The organism is Streptomyces sp. NPDC051109 (assembly GCF_044455885.1).
GTDB lineage: Bacteria > Actinomycetota > Actinomycetes > Streptomycetales > Streptomycetaceae > Streptomyces.
Map to the genome: position 1 here is coordinate 1 of NZ_JBITFF010000009.1, position 17045 is coordinate 17045.

At 72.1% G+C, this 17045-nt stretch carries 14 protein-coding genes; 9 read left to right on the plus strand and 5 right to left on the minus strand.

What is annotated here, in order from left to right; genetic code table 11:
* Positions 1–167: 167 nt before the first annotated feature.
* Positions 168–467, minus strand: a complete 300-nt coding sequence (locus ACIBAD_RS18195) for a YciI family protein (protein WP_134069840.1) — start codon at positions 465–467, stop codon at positions 168–170.
* A gap of 26 nt (positions 468–493) precedes the next feature.
* Here ACIBAD_RS18195 and ACIBAD_RS18200 point away from each other — a divergent pair, with 26 nt between their 5' ends.
* The gene (locus ACIBAD_RS18200) at positions 494–1171 is read left to right on the plus strand and encodes an endonuclease V (protein ID WP_134069838.1); all 678 of its coding nucleotides are present in this window, start codon (positions 494–496) and stop codon (positions 1169–1171) included.
* Positions 1172–1253: 82 nt separating this feature from the next.
* Here the strand turns inward: ACIBAD_RS18200 and ACIBAD_RS18205 are convergent, their stop codons facing one another.
* Together ACIBAD_RS18205 and ACIBAD_RS18210 are read right to left on the minus strand one after the other, a co-directional pair.
* Positions 1254–2501: a saccharopine dehydrogenase family protein gene (locus tag ACIBAD_RS18205; protein WP_398907677.1), complete on the minus strand. Its 1248-nt coding sequence runs from the start codon at positions 2499–2501 to the stop codon at positions 1254–1256.
* Positions 2502–2626: 125 nt separating this feature from the next.
* Complete coding sequence (locus ACIBAD_RS18210) at positions 2627–4237, minus strand: PKD domain-containing protein (RefSeq protein ID WP_398907678.1); 1611 nt, start codon at positions 4235–4237, stop codon at positions 2627–2629.
* Between the two features lie 481 nt (positions 4238–4718).
* Between ACIBAD_RS18210 and ACIBAD_RS18215 the strand changes: the two genes are divergently transcribed.
* The 6 genes from ACIBAD_RS18215 to ACIBAD_RS18240 all read left to right on the plus strand — a co-directional run bounded on the left by ACIBAD_RS18215 (position 4719) and on the right by ACIBAD_RS18240 (position 12050).
* Positions 4719–5135, plus strand: a complete 417-nt coding sequence (locus ACIBAD_RS18215; protein ID WP_398907679.1) for an MmcQ/YjbR family DNA-binding protein — start codon at positions 4719–4721, stop codon at positions 5133–5135.
* A 105-nt stretch (positions 5136–5240) separates the two neighbouring features.
* Positions 5241–6404: a CaiB/BaiF CoA transferase family protein gene (locus ACIBAD_RS18220; protein WP_398907680.1), complete on the plus strand. Its 1164-nt coding sequence runs from the start codon at positions 5241–5243 to the stop codon at positions 6402–6404.
* Complete coding sequence (locus ACIBAD_RS18225; RefSeq protein WP_134069828.1) at positions 6404–7429, plus strand: LLM class F420-dependent oxidoreductase; 1026 nt, start codon at positions 6404–6406, stop codon at positions 7427–7429. Before ACIBAD_RS18220 ends, ACIBAD_RS18225 begins: the two co-directional genes overlap by 1 nt.
* A 9-nt stretch (positions 7430–7438) precedes the next feature.
* A complete protein-coding gene (locus ACIBAD_RS18230) occupies positions 7439–8581 on the plus strand; it encodes an acyl-CoA dehydrogenase family protein (RefSeq protein ID WP_134069826.1) in 1143 nt (380 codons plus the stop codon).
* Between the two features lie 30 nt (positions 8582–8611).
* Positions 8612–9826 carry an acetyl-CoA C-acetyltransferase gene (locus ACIBAD_RS18235; RefSeq protein WP_398907681.1) on the plus strand — a complete coding sequence of 405 codons (1215 nt, stop codon included), beginning with the start codon at positions 8612–8614 and terminating at the stop codon, positions 9824–9826.
* Between the two features lie 52 nt (positions 9827–9878).
* Positions 9879–12050 carry a 3-hydroxyacyl-CoA dehydrogenase NAD-binding domain-containing protein gene (locus ACIBAD_RS18240; protein WP_134069822.1) on the plus strand — a complete coding sequence of 724 codons (2172 nt, stop codon included), beginning with the start codon at positions 9879–9881 and terminating at the stop codon, positions 12048–12050.
* 36 nt (positions 12051–12086) lie between these two features.
* On the opposite strand, the gene ACIBAD_RS18245 is transcribed toward ACIBAD_RS18240, so the two are convergent.
* Positions 12087–12824 (minus strand): MerR family transcriptional regulator, encoded by a 738-nt coding sequence (locus ACIBAD_RS18245; protein WP_134069820.1) that lies wholly within the window; start codon positions 12822–12824, stop codon positions 12087–12089.
* An 85-nt stretch (positions 12825–12909) separates the two neighbouring features.
* Between ACIBAD_RS18245 and ACIBAD_RS18250 the strand changes: the two genes are divergently transcribed.
* Positions 12910–14760: an AMP-dependent synthetase/ligase gene (locus ACIBAD_RS18250; RefSeq protein ID WP_134069818.1), complete on the plus strand. Its 1851-nt coding sequence runs from the start codon at positions 12910–12912 to the stop codon at positions 14758–14760.
* A gap of 241 nt (positions 14761–15001) precedes the next feature.
* Here ACIBAD_RS18250 and sph read toward each other — a convergent pair whose 3' ends face one another.
* Positions 15002–15991 carry a sphingomyelin phosphodiesterase gene (sph, locus tag ACIBAD_RS18255; RefSeq protein ID WP_134069816.1) on the minus strand — a complete coding sequence of 330 codons (990 nt, stop codon included), beginning with the start codon at positions 15989–15991 and terminating at the stop codon, positions 15002–15004.
* 150 nt (positions 15992–16141) lie between these two features.
* Here sph and ACIBAD_RS18260 point away from each other — a divergent pair, with 150 nt between their 5' ends.
* Positions 16142–17035 (plus strand): oxygenase MpaB family protein, encoded by an 894-nt coding sequence (locus ACIBAD_RS18260; RefSeq protein WP_398907682.1) that lies wholly within the window; start codon positions 16142–16144, stop codon positions 17033–17035.
* Positions 17036–17045 lie beyond the last annotated feature (10 nt).

Consider the following 17045-nt stretch of genomic DNA (forward strand, 5'->3'; position numbering starts at 1 on the left):
AAGCGACGCGACCGCAGGGAGCGCCCTTGACGGACCGACCCGACACGGAAGGACAGTGGACTGACGGGACGCCCCCGGACACACCACCAACCCCGAGCCCATGAGTCCCGACCCCCGAAGCCCCCGGCCCGACCTTCACCGACCCCGACCCCCGCCCCCAACGCCCCCTACACCCCCGGGTTCTCCCGTACCGCCGCCAAGTCCGACGACGTCTTCGACGCGATGAACTCCGTGATGCGGTACTCGCAGACGCCGGCCAGGATGAAGGGGTCCTCCGCCGCGATGCGCTCGACTTCCTCGCGCGAGACGCCTGCGGCGATGATGATTCCGCCCTCGCGCGGGACCTTGCGGCCCGAGGCGATGAAGACGCCCGAGGCGTAGTAGCCGTCCAGCCACGCGATGTGGGCGTCCAGCTCGTCCTCGACGGCTTCGATGGGCGCGGTGTAGGTGAGCTCCATGACGAACATGATCGTCAGGCTACTCTCGCACCATCATGACGAGTGTGAAGACCCCCGCCGATGAGGCCGAGGCCCGGGCGATACAGGACGAACTGCGTAAGAGTGTGGTGCTCGACGAGGCCGGTCCGCCGCCCGGGCTCGGGCTGGTCGCGGGCGTGGACGTCGCCTACGACGACGAGCGCGACCTGGTCGCCGCCGCGGCCGTCGTCCTCGACGCCGCCACCCTTGAGGTCGTCGAGGAGGCGACCGCCGTCGGGCACGTCAGCTTCCCGTACGTGCCCGGGCTCCTCGCCTTCCGTGAGCTGCCCACCGTGCTGGCCGCGCTCGACTCGCTCACCGCCGCCCCCGACCTGGTCGTCTGCGACGGCTACGGGCTCGCCCACCCGCGCGGCTTCGGCCTTGCCTGCCACCTCGGGGTCGTCACCGGGCTGCCGAGCATGGGCGTCGCGAAGAACCCCTTCACGTTCACGTACGAGGAGCCGGGGGACCGGCGCGGTGACGCGGCCGCGCTGGTCGCGGCCGACGGCGCCGTCGTCGGCCGGGCCCTGCGCACACAGGACGGGATCAAGCCGGTGTACGTCTCCGTGGGCCACCGGATCTCGCTCGACACCGCCTGCGCCCATGCCCTCGCGCTCAGCCCGCGCTTCCGGATCCCCGAGTCCACCCGGCACGCCGACTCCCTCTGCCGACGGGCCCTGCGCGAAGCCTCCTGACCCGGGCCCGCGCCTGACCCCGGCCCGCGCCTGACCCCGGCCCGCGTCTGACCCCGGCCCGCGCCCGGCCCGCCCCCGCCCGCTACCGCCTGCCCGCCACCCGGAACCGGATCCCCGCCTTCTGGAGCCGGTCCAGCAGGGCGTCGCCCATCGCCACCGCCGTGGTGAGCTGGCCGGCCCGCTCCGGCAGGGCGTCGTACGCGAGGCACAGCGCCGACTCCGCCAGCATCTTGGCGGTCTCCCCGTATCCCGGGTCGCCGCCCGAGACCTCGGTGAACACCCGGCTGCCGCCGCCCTCGCCGACGAACCGGACCGTGAACCAGCTGCGCGCCCGCCGCTCGGCGTCCGGGCCCTGGCCCGCCTCCCGGCGGCTCATCAGCCACCGCCGCGCCGCCGGGAGCTGAGCCAGGGCCACCGCTCCGCCGACCGCCGCCGCACCGCCCACGGCGACCGGAAGGTGCTTCACCGAGGCGTACTGCCGATAGCGGAAGTCCGGCCCGTACCGCTCCAGCGCGGCCGCCGAGCGGGTCACGACCCGGTGGTCCAGCGTCGGCAGCGGCAGCGCCCACGCGCCGGTCTCCCGGCTGAACCGCGGCGCGCCCAGGGGGCTCCGTACACGGCGACCCGGCAGCCGGGGCTCGTGCAGACGGCGCTCCTGCGCCGCGGCCAGGGTCTGCGGTCCGCGGCCCATGGCGGTCAGGGCGGAGGCCAGGGTCCCGCCGGAGAACGTCGCGTTGGAGCGCATGAACCCGTCCACCCGGAGCGGGACGCCCTCGGGCAGCTGCCCCACCGTGAAGTACGCGCCGAGGTCGGCGGGGATCGAGTCGAAGCCGCAGGCGTGCACGAGCCGCGCGCCGGTCTCCCGGGCCCGGGCGTCGTGCTCGACGTACGTCCGGTCCACGAATTCCGGCTCGCCGGTGAGGTCCACGTAGTCCGTGCCCGCCGCCGCGCAGGCGGCGACCAGCTCCGCTCCGTAGAGGACGTACGGTCCGACGGTCGTGGCCAGGACCCGGGTGGAGGCGGCCAGTTCCCGTACGCCCTGCGCGTCCCCGGCATCCGCGCGCAGCAGGGGCAGTGACGCGCAGCCGGGGTCGAGCAGGGTCAGCCGCTCGCGCAGCCGCTCCAGCTTCCCGAGGTCGCGCCCCGCCAGGGCCCACCGGCAGCCGGCGGGGGCGTGCGCGGCGAGGTACTCGGCGGTGAGGGCCCCGACGAAACCGGTCGCCCCGAAGAGCACCACGTCGTAGGAGCGCTCGCGCTCGCGCCCGAGCTCACGCCCAGGCCCGTGTTCGAGTTCCGCGGTTCCGTCGGCCTGCCGAACCTCTTCGTCCATCACGGCTCCTCCCACTCCTGTCGGTGGCTGAGGCTAACCCGCACCCCCCGTACGCAGAACAGCGCCCCGGGAGCGGCCTGGACGGCCGTTCCCGGGGCGCTGTGAGCGGCGCCGGGCGCGGTGGGTCAGTTCTCCTGGTACAGCCCGAAGACGTCGACGATGAGGTCGGTGTCGCCGTCGCTCTGGTTCCAGAAGTCGACGAGGCCGGTGCCGCCGGTGCTCGCCTGGACCAGGTTCGGGACGGTCTTGCCGGTCGTCCAGTTCAGGGTGGAGGAGGTGGGCGGCGTCGGCTGGCTCGCCGCGTCGTTGTCGTACTCGTCCAGCGTGTTCGGGTCCGGGGAGACCGCGAGGAAGCCGCTGTCCTTGGTGTTGGTCACCGTGGCGTTCAGCACGAAGCCCGTGATGCCGGAGCCGGGCTCGCCCATCGGCGCGTAGATGTAGTCGCGGCCGCCCAGCGGCCCGTAGACCGGGCTCTCGGGGTCACGGGTGTCGAGCATCCGCTCCGGGGTGAAGGGCAGGTAGGAGCCCTTGCTCTGCGGGCTGTAATAGCCGACGACGTCGACGATGACGTCGGCCGGGTTCCAGCCGCCGTTGCGGATGCTGATCTTGCCGTCGGGGCCGACCGGGACGATCACCGAGTTGGCGATGGTCTGGCCGGTCGTGAAGTTCACGTTGGACGCGGTCGGGGCCTGCTGGCCGCTCGGGAAGACGGTCAGGTGGCCGTCGCTGCGCGGGTTGGTGACGGTCACGTTGAGCGCCACGGCGGTGACGCCGGAGGCCGGCACCTTGCCCAGGCCCGTGATCTGGGTGCTGAAGGACCCGTACCCGGCGAGCTGGCCCTTGGCGGTGCCCGTGCCGCTGCGGGTGTCGACGAACCGCTGCGGCGCCAGCGGGGTGTAGCCGCTGGAGGCCGTCTGCGTGAAGTAGCCGGTGACGTCGGCGATGAGGTCGACCGACTCCCAGCCGCCGTTGTAGAGGTTGACGTAGCCGTTCGGGCCGACCGGCACGATGACCAGGTTCGGGACCGTCTGGCCGGGGACGAAGTTGACGTTCGAGGTGCTCGGACGCCCGTCGCCGTCGGCGAAGGCGGTGACGTGGCCGCCGCTGGTGGTGCCGGTGACGGTGACGTTGAGGACCACCGCGGTGACGCCGGCGGGGATGCCGCCGTTCCCGCCGATCTTCAGGTGTGCGGAGGTGTACGCGGCGACCTTGCTCTTGGGCGCGCCGGTGCCGTTGCGGGTGTCCAGCAGACGGGTCGGGCCGTACGGGGTGTAGTCCGAGCCGGCGGTCGTGAACGCCACCTCGTTGGTGACCGAGGTGTTGGCCGCCTTGTCCGTCACGGTGACCTTGACGGTGTAGGTGCCGAGCTCCGCGTAGGTGTGCTCGGAGGACACGACCTGCGTGCCGGAGGCCGACGCGGCGGTGGTGGCCCCGTCGCCCCAGGCGATGCTGATGTCGAGCGGGGTGGACGCGCTGGTGACGGAGCTGTCCAGCTCGACCGTGTGCGCGGAAACGGCGAACGCGTCCAGGCCGACCGCGAGGGTCGGGTTGGCGGCGCCGGCGGTCTCCGCCATGGGAGCGGCCGCGAGCTTGCCCGTGGGGACCGGTGTGCTCTTCCGGATCGACCGGTCGGCCGGGCTGGAGAACTTGGTGGTGTCCTTCAGGCCGTCCTGGGCCAGATCGGGCTTGCTGATGCCCTGGGCGTCGCCGGGGTTCGCGTCGGCCGCGTGTGCCATGCCCGGTATGAGAGAAATGCCGGCCGCGAAGACGGCCGCAGATGCTGCGAGTCGGCGGTAGGACACCGAGCCCCCTATGTTCCGTGAGCCCTTGGTCAGGGCTGAAAGCTCGCTCAGATTACATAGCTCCTGACGTTCCGCTTGAGGCCCCCCGGGTTAAGTTCGGGCAGCTGCGGGAAGTGCCTCGAAAGCTGCCTGGAAGTCATCCCCCTCCGCTGTGATCAGGGGTTTCATGTTCTCTGACCAGTTGTCCGGGTAGGCCCCGAAAAGGTGGACGGCGGGGCCGATGTCGCCGTCGCTCCGGTTCCGGTAATCGACGGCGCGAGGGGGGCCTCGACCCGCCGGGGGCGTGCCCGACCGCCCCGGCCGGGAAAGGACGTCGTCGGTTCCCGGCCCGTGCCGGGGCGCGGCGCTAGCGTGGGCAGGGACTGTCCGTGCGGGCGTGTGTGAGCGCGTGTGAGCTGTGGTGAGGGAGGCATCGGTGAAGGCTGCGGTGCGCAAGTGGGAGGCGGTGCGGGAGTTTGCCCGAGGGCTGCCGGAGGCCGCGATCGAGTTTCCCTGGGGGCCCGAGGACTGCGTCGTGAAGGTCAACAAGAAGATCTTCGTGTTCCTGGGCAGCGCCGACGGCCCGCAGGCGCCCGGGCTCTCCGTGAAGCTCAAGGACGAGGCGCTGCACGGCCACGCCATGACCGCGCCGGGGGCGGAACCGACCGGTTACGGCCTGGGGAGGGCCGGCTGGGTCTCCGTGCCGCTGGGGGAGAAGGGGGCGCCGCCCCTCGACGTGCTGTGCGAATGGGTGGAGGAGAGCTACCGCACCGTCGCCCTCAAGCGGCACCTCAAGGAGCTCGACGCGCGGCGGGAGACGGGTCCCGGCGCGCGAAACGAGGCAACCGGCTAAGCGGTTGCTCTTGTGCTGAGTGGAACGCGTTCCTAGCATCGCTGGTGTTACATCAGTTGTGTCACACAAAGGCGCGCCGCGGACGCTACGGATGCTGGGGGCTCGATGGCAGTGACAGGGAACGTGCCCGGCGGGCCGGGCCGCACGCCCGGCGCCGGTCCGCTCGCGGGCGTGCGCGTCGTCGAACTGGCGGGCATCGGCCCGGGCCCGTTCGCCGCCATGCTCCTCGCCGACCTGGGGGCCGACGTCGTACGGGTGGACCGGCCCGGCGGCGGCGGGCTCGCGGTCGACCCCACGTACGACGTCACCAACCGCGGCAAGCGGTCGGTCCTGGTCGACCTGAAGTCCGCCGGGGGCCCCGCCCGCGTGCTGGACCTCGTCGAGCGGGCCGACGTGCTGATCGAGGGCTTCCGGCCCGGGGTCGCCGAGCGGCTCGGCGTCGGACCCGCCGACTGCCACGCCCGCAACCCGAAGCTCGTCTACGGCCGGATGACCGGCTGGGGCCAGGACGGTCCGCTCGCGCACACCGCCGGGCACGACATCGCGTACATCGCCGTCACCGGCGCCCTCGGCATGATCGGAAAGCCGGGGGAGGCGCCGGCCGTCCCCGCCAACCTCGTCGGGGACTACGCGGGCGGCTCGCTCTACCTGGTCATCGGCGTCCTCGCGGCGCTCCAGCACGCCCGCACCCCCGACGGCGCCGGCCAGGTCGTCGACGCGGCCATCGTCGACGGCACCGCCCACCTCACCGCCATGATCCACGGCATGATGGCGGCCGGCGGCTGGCAGGACCGGCGCGGCGCCAACCTCCTCGACGGAGGCTGCCCGTTCTACGGCACGTACGAGACCTCCGACGGCGGGTACATGGCGGTCGGCGCGCTGGAGCAGCAGTTCTACGACACCTTCGTCGAGCTGCTCGGCATCAAGGACGAGGCCCCGGCCCGCAAGGACCCGGCCCGCTGGGGCGAGCTCCGCGAGGCCGTCGCCGCCCGCTTCAAGTCCCATACGCGCCAGGAGTGGACGGCGGTGTTCGAGGGCACCGACGCGTGCGTGGCCCCGGTGCTCTCCCTGCGCGAGGCGCCGCAGCATCCGCACCTCGCCGCCCGCGCCACCTTCACCGACGTCGGCGGGATCACCCAGCCCGCCCCCGCGCCCCGGTTCTCGGCCACCCCGGCCGCGATCGCCGCGGGCCCCGCCCTGCCCGGTGCGCACACCGAATCCGTGGCCCGCGACTGGGACGTACCGGCCCTGCTCGGGAAAGAGGCCTGATGGAACTGTCCATGATGCTCGACTACGCCGGGGACCCGCGCCGGGCCGCCGATGAGGCGGCGGCGCTGGAGGCGGCGGGGCTCGACGCCGTGTGGGTCGCCGAGGCCTGGGGCTTCGACTCCCCGACGATCATGGGCTACCTCGCCGCCCGCACCGAGCGGATGAAGATCGGCTCGGCCATCCTCAACGTCTACTCGCGCACCCCGGCCCTCATCGCCCAGACGGCCGCCGGACTGGACGCGCTCTCCGGCGGCCGGGCGCTGCTGGGCCTCGGCGCCTCCGGCCCGCAGGTGGTCGAGGGCTGGCACGGGAAGCCGTACGACAAGCCGATCGGCCGGACCCGCGAGACCGTCGAGCTGTGCCGCAGGATCTGGCGCCGCGAGACCATCGACCACCACGGCATCACCGACATGCCGCTGCCGCCCGGGAAGGGCGGCCGGCACGGCAAGCCGCTGAAGATCCTCACCCGGCCGGTCCGCGACGCCGTCCCCGTGTACATCGCCTCGCTCGGTCCCGCGAACGTGCGGATGACCGCCGAGATCGCCGACGGCTGGCTTCCCACCCTGTTCCTCCCCGAGAAGGCCCACGCCGTGTGGGGGAGCGCCCTCGCCGAGGGCGCGGCCCTGCGCGCCCCGGAGCTCGGCCCGCTGCAGACCGTGGCCGGCGGGCTGCTCGCGATCGGCGAGGACGCCGCCGCCGTACGGGACCTCGCGCGCCCGCAGATCGCGCTGTACGTGGGCGGGATGGGCGCCGTCGGCAAGAACTTCTACAACGACCTCGCCGTCGCCTACGGGTACGGGGAGGAGGCCCGGAAGATCCAGGAGCTCTACCTCTCCGGCCGCAAGCGCGATGCGGCGGCCGCCGTACCGGACGAGTTCTGCGAACTCATGACGCTCTGCGGACCGGAGGGCTACGTACGCGAGCGGGTCGAGGCCTTCCGGGAGGCGGGCGTCACCATGCTCAACGTCACACCCGTCGGAGCCGAGCCGGCCCGGCTGATCGAAACCGTCAAGAGCTGGCTCTAGGGGGCCCCGATGCAACGCCGCATCTTCGACGCCGACCACGAGGCGTTCCGCGAAACGGTCCGCACCTTCCTCACCAAGGAGGTGCTGCCGCACTACGACCAGTGGGAGAAGGACGGCATCGTCAGCCGTGAGGCCTGGCGGGCCGCGGGCCGACAGGGCCTGCTGGGGCTGGCCGTCCCGGAGGAGTACGGGGGCGGGGGGAACACCGACTTCCGCTACGCCGCCGTGATCGCCGAGGAGTTCACCCGGGCGGGCGCGGCCGGGCTCGCGATCGGCCTGCACAACGACATCATCGGCCCGTACCTGACCTCGCTCGCCACCGAGGAGCAGAAGCGGCGCTGGCTGCCCGGCTTCTGCTCCGGCGAGACCATCACCGCCATCGCGATGACCGAGCCGGGCGCGGGCTCCGACCTCCAGGGGATCCGGACCAGCGCCGAGGACCGGGGCGACCACTGGGTGCTCAACGGCTCCAAGACCTTCATCTCCAACGGCATCCTGGCCGACCTGGTGGTCGTGGTCGCGAAGACCACCCCGGAGGGCGGGGCGCACGGCCTGTCGCTGCTCGTGGTCGAGCGGGGCGCGGAGGGCTTCGAGCGCGGCCGCAACCTCGACAAGATCGGGCAGAAGGCGCAGGACACCGCCGAGCTGTTCTTCCACGACGTACGCGTCCCCAAGGAGAACCTGCTCGGCGAGCTGAACGGGGCCTTCGTCCACCTGATGACCAATCTCGCGCAGGAGCGGATGGGCATCGCGATGGCCGGCATCGCCGCCGCAGAGCACCTGCTGGAGATCACCACGCAGTACGTGAAGGAGCGCGAGGCCTTCGGACGGCCGCTCTCCAAGCTCCAGCACGTCCGCTTCGAGATAGCGGAGATGGCCACCGAGTGCGCCGTCACCCGCACCTTCCTCGACCGCTGCATCGTCGACCACTCCAACGGGGAGCTGGACCACGTCCACGCCTCGATGGCCAAGTGGTGGGCGACCGAGCTCCAGAAGCGGGTCGCGGACCGCTGCCTCCAACTGCACGGCGGTTACGGATACATGAGCGAGTACCGGGTCGCCCGGGCCTTCACCGACGGCCGCATCCAGACCATCTACGGCGGCACGACCGAGATCATGAAAGAGATCATCGGCCGCTCCCTCCTCGGCTAACGCACGACCTCTCCCCGAAAGGCTTGACCAGTGAGCACCGAAGCGTACGTATACGACGCGATCCGCACGCCGCGCGGCCGCGGCAAGGCCAACGGCGCCCTGCACGGCACCAAGCCGATCGACCTGGTCGTCGGCCTCATCAACGCCCTGCGCGAGCGCAACCCCGGCCTGGACCCGGCCACCATCGACGACATCGTCCTCGGTGTCGTCGGCCCGGTCGGCGACCAGGGCTCCGACATCGCCCGGATCGCGGCCATCGCCGCCGGACTCCCGGACACGGTGGCCGGCGTACAGGAGAACCGCTTCTGCGCCTCCGGCCTGGAGGCCGTCAACCTGGCCGCCGCCAAGGTCCGCTCGGGCTGGGAGGACCTCGTCCTCGCGGGCGGAGTGGAGTCCATGTCCCGCGTCCCGATGGCCTCCGACGGCGGCGCCTGGTTCAACGACCCCATGACCAACTGGGACACCGGCTTCGTCCCGCAGGGCATCGGCGCCGACCTCATCGCCACCATCGAGGGCTTCTCCCGGCGCGACGTCGACGAGTACGCCGCCCTCTCCCAGGAGCGGGCCGCCACCGCCGTCAAGGACGGCCGCTTCGCGAAGTCCGTCGTCCCGGTCACCGACCGCAACGGCCTGGTCGTCCTGGACCACGAGGAGTTCGTCCGCCCCGGCACCACCGCCGACACCCTCGCGAAGCTCAAGCCGTCCTTCGCGGACATCGGCGACCTCGGCGGCTTCGACGCCGTCGCCCTGCAGAAGTACCACTGGATCGAGAAGATCGACCACGTCCACCACGCGGGCAACTCCTCCGGCATCGTCGACGGCGCCTCGCTCGTCGCGATCGGCACCCGCGAGGCGGGCGAGCGGAACGGCCTGGCGCCCCGGGCCCGGATCGTCTCGGGCGCCGTCTCCGGCTCCGAGCCCACCATCATGCTCACCGGCCCCGCGCCGGCCACCCGCAAGGCCCTCGCCAAGGCCGGCCTGACCATCGACGACATCGACCTGATCGAGATGAACGAGGCCTTCGCCGGCGTCGTCCTGCGCTTCGTCAAGGACATGGGCGTCTCCCTCGACAAGGTCAACGTCAACGGCGGCTCCATCGCACTCGGCCACCCGCTCGGCGCCACCGGCGCGATGCTGCTCGGCACCGTCATCGACGAACTGGAGCGCCAGGACAAGCGCTACGGGCTCGTCACCCTCTGCGTCGGCGGCGGCATGGGCGTCGCCACCATCGTCGAGCGCCTCTGAACCGCGTCCTGTATCCCCCTGACCTCCTCTCAGACACGGAAGTAGCGAGAACATGAGCGAGTCCACCACGATCCGCTGGGAACAGGACGAGACCGGCGTCGTCACCCTGATCCTCGACGACCCCGACCAGTCCGCCAACACGATGAACCAGGCCTTCAAGGACTCCATCGCGGCGATCGCCGACCGCGCCGAGGCCGAGAAGGACTCCATCCGCGGCATCATCTACACCTCCGCGAAGAAGACCTTCTTCGCGGGCGGCGACCTCAAGGAAATGATCGGCCTGCGCCCCGAGCACGCGCAGCTCGCCTTCGAGACCGGCACCGCGATCAAGGGCTCGCTGCGCCGCATCGAGACCCTCGGCAAGCCCGTCGTCGCCGCCATCAACGGAGCCGCCCTCGGCGGCGGTTACGAGATCTGCCTCGCGTCCCACCACCGCATCGCCCTCGACGCGCCCGGCTCCAAGATCGGCCTGCCCGAGGTCACCCTCGGCCTGCTCCCGGCCGGCGGCGGCGTCACCCGTACGGTGCGCCTCATGGGCATCGCCGACGCGCTGCTCAAGGTCCTGCTCCAGGGCACCCAGTACAACCCGCAGCGCGCCCTCGACAACGGCCTCGTCCACGAACTGGCCGCCACCCCCGAGGAGATGCTGGCCAAGGCCCGCGCCTTCATCGACGCCAACCCCGAGTCGAAGCAGCCCTGGGACGTCCCCGGCTACCGGATCCCGGGCGGCACCCCGTCGAACCCGAAGTTCGCCGCCAACCTCCCGGCCTTCCCGGCCAACCTGAAGAAGCAGCTGAACGGGGCCCCGTACCCGGCCCCGCGCAACATCCTGGCCTGCGCCGTCGAGGGCGCCCAAGTGGACTTCGAGACCGCGCTGACCATCGAGGCCCGCTACTTCACCGAGCTGGTCACCGGGCAGACCGCCAAGAACATGATCCAGGCGTTCTTCTTCGACCTCCAGGCCGTCAACGCCGGCCGCAGCCGCCCGCAGGGCATCGAGCCGCGGAAGGTCGGCAAGGTCGCCGTCCTCGGCGCCGGCATGATGGGCGCGGGCATCGCGTACTCCTGCGCCCGCGCGGGCATCGAGGTGGTGCTGAAGGACGTCACACCGGAGGCCGCCGCCAAGGGCAAGGCGTACTCCGAGAAGCTGCTCGACAAGGCCGTCTCCCGCGGCCGCAGCACCGAGGCCCAGCGCGCCGAGCTGCTGGCCCGGATCACCCCGACCGCCGACGCCGCCGACCTGGCGGGCTGCGACGCCGTCATCGAGGCCGTCTTCGAGGACACCTCCCTCAAGCACAAGGTGTTCCAGGAGATCCAGGACGTCATCGCCCCCGACGCGCTGCTCTGCTCCAACACCTCCACGCTGCCCATCACGGGCCTCGCGGAAGGGGTTTCGCGCCCCGGGGACTTCATCGGACTGCACTTCTTCTCGCCCGTCGACAAGATGCCGCTCGTGGAGATCATCAAGGGCGAGCGCACCGGCGACGAGGCCATCGCCCGCGCCTTCGACCTCGTACGGCAGATCAACAAGACCCCGATCGTCGTCAACGACTCGCGCGGCTTCTTCACCTCGCGCGTCATCGGCCAGTTCATCAACGAGGGCGTGGCGATGGTCGGCGAGGGCGTGGAGCCCGCCTCCGTCGAGCAGGCCGCGGCCCAGGCCGGCTACCCGGCCAAGGTGCTCTCCCTGATGGACGAGCTCACCCTCACCCTCCCGCGCAAGATCCGCAACGAGACCCGCAAGGCCTTCGAGGCCGAGGGCCGCTCGTGGACCGCGCACCCCGCGGACATGGTCATCGACCGGATGGTCGACGAGTTCGGCCGCCCCGGCCGCAGCGGCGGGGCCGGCTTCTACGAGTACGACGAGAGCGGCAAGCGCGCCGGTATCTGGCCGGGCCTGCGCGAGCACTTCGCGAAGCCGGACGCGGAGATCCCCTTCGAGGACATGAAGGAGCGGATGCTCTTCTCCGAGGCCCTGGACACCGTCCGCTGCCTCGACGAGGGCGTCCTGACCTCGATCGCCGACGCCAACATCGGCTCCGTCATGGGCATCGGCTTCCCGGCCTGGACCGGCGGCGTCATCCAGTACATCAACGGCTACGAGGGCGGTCTCGCGGGCTTCGTGGCCCGCGCCCGGGAGCTGGCCGCACAGTACGGCGAGCGGTTCACCCCGCCGGCCTCGCTCGTCGCGAAGGCCGAGCGCGGCGAGACGTACGCCGACTGACCCCGTCAAACCCGTAGCACCCGCCGCGGGCGGCGTTCACCCGGAGTCGGCCGACTCCGAGACGAACGCCGCCCGCAGTTCCTCCTTCAGCGACCGCTGGAACGCGGTCACCAGCGCCTGCACCACCATCGGCTGCATGTGCGCGGACAGCGCCTTCATCGACTCCACCCGCTCCGGATCGCTCTCGTCCCGCGTGAACGGACTCCACACCTCGTCCCGGAAGAGCGCCGTCAGCTCGTGCGCCGCCGTCCGCGCGTGCTCCAGCAGCACCTTGCGCGCCGCCAGGATCGTCTCGTGCGCGATCGGCACGTCCAGCAGGGCGACCCCCAGCCGCAGCAGCCCCACGTCCACCCGGAAGCCCTCCCCGGCCGGCGCCAGCACGTTCATCGCCGCCAGCCGCCGGACGTCGGTGTCCGACAGGCTCCGGCCCGCCCGCTTCTCCAGCTCCTCCCGCGACACGTCCTGCGGCGCGTCCGGAGCCCAACTGGACACCATCGCGCGGTGGATCGCCAGGTCGTGCGCGCTCAGGTCGTCGGGCAGCGCGTCCAGATAGCGCTCGATGGCGGACAACGTCATGCCCTGGTGCTGGAGTTCCTCGATCAGCGCCAGCCGCGAGAGGTGTTCCGGTCCGTAGTGCCCCACCCGACGAGGGCCGATCACGGGAGGGGGCAAAAGCCCGCGCGTGCTGTAGAAACGAACGGTGCGCACGGTGACGCCCGCCCGGGCCGCCAGCTCGTCGACGGTGAGCATCGGCTCGGGTGCCTGGTCGGCCATCGTCTGCGCCTCGCTCTCTGCTCCACAGCTTGGGTTCAACAGTATTGCTGTCGCACCAACGATGTGAAACGGCCAGGAGCTGCCCATGACCATGAAACTGCGACTGCCCGGACGACCCGAAGAGCTCACGATCCCCGCCCTGCTGGCCCGCAACGCCGCCGAGTACGGCGCTCTCCCCGCCCTCTCCTGGCGCGAGGGCGACGGCTGGACGACCCTCGACTGGACCGAGGTCCGCCGCAAGGTCGCCGTCCTCGCCTCCGGATACGCCGCCCTCGGCATAGAACGCGGCGAACACGTCCTGATCATGATGGGCAACCGCCCCGAGCACTGGCTGACCGACCTCGCCCTCGTCCACCTCGGCGCCGTCCCCGTCACCGTGTACGGGACCTCCGCGCCCGAGCAGATCGCCCACATCGCCCGGCACAGCCGGGCCCGGGTCGCCGTCCTCGAAGGCGCGGGCGAGCTGGCCCGCTGGGAACCGCTGCTCGCCGACGCCCGGGTGCCCCTGGAGCGGCTGGTCGTGGCCGAGGCCGCCGAAGCCGGTCCGCACCGCACCTACGGCTCCCTGCACGCGAGCGGTGCCCGTGCGCACCGCCCCGACGCCTTCGAGAAGGCCTGGCGGGAGACCCGCCCCGAGGACCCGCTGACCGTCGTCTACACCTCCGGTACCACCGGCGACCCCAAGGGCGTGCGGCTGACCCACCGCAACATCATGCTCCAGGCCGTCCGCATCGACGGGCGCACGGACCTGCCCGAGCACGCCGAGCACATCTGCTACCTGCCGTTCGCGCACATCGCCGAGCGGATCCTCGGCATCTACCTGCCGCTGCTGCGGGCCGCGCACGTCCGGCTCGTCGCCGACCCGGCCGCCGTGGGCGCCGCCGTACGCGAGCTGCACCCGGTGCAGTTCTTCGGTGTGCCCCGGGTCTGGGAGAAGCTCGCCGCGTCCGTACGGGCGGTGCTGGCGCAGCTTCCGGCGGCGCAGCGGGAGTCCATCGAGGCGGCGAACGACCTCGCCCGCGCCCGGGCCGGCCACCGCGAGCGGGGCGAGCGGATCCCGGCCGCGCTCGAAGCCGCGTACGCCCGGGCGAAGGAGCAGGTGCTCGACCCGCTGCTGGGCCTGGCCGGGCTGGACCGGCTGGTGTGGACGGCCAGCGCCACCGCGCCGATGCCCATCGACGTCGTCCGGTTCTGGGCGGGCTGGGGGATCACCATCATGGACGCCTGGGGGCTCACCGAGACCTCGGGCGTGTGCACGATCAACAGCCCCGACGGCTTCCGGCTGGGCTCGGTGGGGCGGCCGATCGAGGGGCTGGAACTGCGGCTCGCCGAGGACGGGGAGATCCTCACGCGGGGCGCGACCGTCTTCGCCGGGTACCTGCGGCCCGACGGGTCGGTGGAGAGCGCGCACGACGCCGACGGCTGGTTCCCGACGGGGGACGTCGGCCGGCTCGACGAGGACGGGTTCCTCTGGCTGACCGACCGCAAGAAGGAACTCATCATCACCTCGAACGGCAAGAACGTCTCGCCGGCCCTGGTGGAGAACACCGTCAAGGAGCATCCGCTGATCGGCCAGGCCATGGTGCACGGCGACGGCCGCTCCTACCTCGTCGCCCTGCTGGTGCTGGACGCGGAGGTGGCCCCGGCCTGGGCGGCGGCCCGCGGCATCGAGGCCGGCTCGCTCGCCGGGCTCGCCGAGCACCCGGCGGTCCGGGAGGAGATCGCCGCCGCGGTCGACGCGGCCAACGCCCGGCTCAACCGGACCGAGCAGATCAAGCGGTACCGGCTGCTGACGCAGGAGTGGGGCCCCGGGTCCGGGGAACTCACCCCCTCGCTGAAACTGCGCCGCCGGGTGGTCCGGGAGAAGTACGGCGCCCTGATCGACGCGCTGTACGCCGACCCGTACGAGGAACCGCACCACGCCGGGGGCCGGTAGCCCGGACGGCCCCGTCCGGTGGGCGGGCGGGCGTCCGCCGGACGAGGCCGGGAGGACGCCGGAGACCCGTTCCGGCCGCGAGGTGGTCCAGCCCACGACCCGGACCACCTGAAGGCCGGCCGCCAGCTGGGCGACGTCTTCGCCGAGCACGCGGCGCAATGGCGGCGCTCGCAGGCCCGACCGCCTCGGCGCGGCCCCGCGGGTGCCCGGCCGCGGCGGCGGGCACCCGGGGGAGTGCGGACTAGCGGCCGATCAGCGGGTAGTGGTCCGAGAGGTTGGTGTACGTGTACGAGGTGCCCCAGCTGGAGACCGTCCAGGGCGCCGACTCCTCCTTGACCACGTTGTTCTCCCAACCCGCCGGGCGGGCGTTGCCCTTGCGGTAGAGGACGTAGTCGAGGTCCTCGCGCGGGTCCGTCGGGTAGCGGTAGTTCGCGATGGAGTTCAGCGCGGTGTCGAACGAGTACGGGTGGCCCGTGCGCGAGTCGGAGTCCGCCAGGTCGGCGTTGGCGAGCATGGAGGCGAACTCGGGGGAGCGGGAGTCGACGTTCATGTCGCCCGCGACGATGACCTGCTCGGCCGCCGGGATGTTCTTGCCGTCCAGGAAGGCGTCTATCGCCTTGAACTGGCGGGCGCGCATGTCCGCCGCCTCGCCGGAGCCGCAGCCCGAATCGGTGGACTGGGCGTGGGTGCCGACCACGTGGACCTTGGTGCCGTTCACGTTCAGCACGACGTAGGCGAAGCCCTTGTTGGACCACCAGTCGGCGCCGCAGGCGTCCTTGTAGACGACCTGCTCCTTGCGGACGATCGGCCACTTGCTGAGGATCGTGACCCCGCCGTCCTCGGGGGTGGTCGAGGAGTACGCGCCGCCCGTGGCGTCCCAGCCGCTCTTGCTGCGGCCGACGATCGGGGTCTGGTACGGGTACTGCGCCGAGGCGTTGGCCTTCAGCGCGTCCGAGGCGCCGTTGTCGAAGGCCTCCTGGAGCACGACCACGTCGTGGCCCTGGAAGAAGGAAGCCCTGGGGATCTCCGAAGCCCGGTGGTCCTGACCCCAGTTGGGGTAGAGGTTCTTGCTCATCAGGAACGTGTTGTACGTGAGGACGCTGAGCCGCGGGGCCGCGGCGCTCTCCGCGGCCGAGGCGGCCGGCGCACTGGTGGCGGCCAGTGCGCCGACGGCGATCGCCGCAACGGCCGTGGCGGCGGCGCGGTTGCGGCTGAGCTTGGTGTGCAGCATGAGGTCTCCATCATTCCTGCAGGGGGAGATCGACTCCGTCATCCAAGCAGCCGCGGTTACCTCTGGGTAACACCCGTGACAAGACTTTCTGTCCGGGAGCGGACGTCTGGCACCCGCGACCCGAACCTTCAGCACTCGCATACTGGAACCATGAGCGAAACAGGGCTTCCCGTACCCGGACAGGCGGCCGGCCGCCGTCCCGATCCCGAGCCGCCGGCCCCCGGCGGGGTGCTCTGGACCATCTCCGGCGACATCCGGGCCCTGCTGATGCTGCCCGCCGCCTTCACCATGCAGGTCGCCCACCCCGCGATCGGCGCCGGCGTCGACGCGTACTCGGTCTTCCGCACGGACCCCTGGGGGCGCGGCGAGCGCTCCCTGCGCTCTGTCCAGCTGTGGGTGTACGGCGGGGCGGAGGCCGCCGAGGAGGGCCGCCGGGTGCGCCGCCTGCACAAGGAGATCCAGGGGATCGACACCCGGGGGCGGCGCTACCACTCCCTCGACCCCGCCTGCTACTCCTGGGTGCACGCCACCGGCTTCCCGATCTACCTCTACGCCGGGCGCTACCTGCTGCGCCCCTTCACCCCCGCGCAGGAGCGGCAGCTGTACCGGGAGTGGCTCCAGGTGGGCCGGATCCTGGGCATACACGACCGGGACATGCCGCAGAGCATCGAGGCGTACTGGGTCTACTACCGCCGGATGCTGGCCGAGGAGATCGAGCCGACCAAGGTCGCCCGCGAGCTGGTCGCCACCGACGTGCCGCTGCCGAGGCCCGAGGGCGGCTCCCTGCCCGTGCGGCTGCTGCTGCGGCTCACCTGGCCGGCGCTGCGGGCTGCGTTCCTGCGCTTCCGGGCCTTCGCCACCGTCGGGTACATGCCGCCCGAGGCCCGCGCCGCCATCGGGCTGGAGTGGAGCCCGGCCCAGGAGCGCAGGCTCCGGCGGTTCAGCACGGCCGTACGGCTCCTCGTACCGCTGCTGCCGGAGCGCCTGCGGTACCTGCCCATCGCGCGCGCCGCCCGGGCCCGGTGGCGCGCCGGCACCCCCTGAGGGGCGCCGG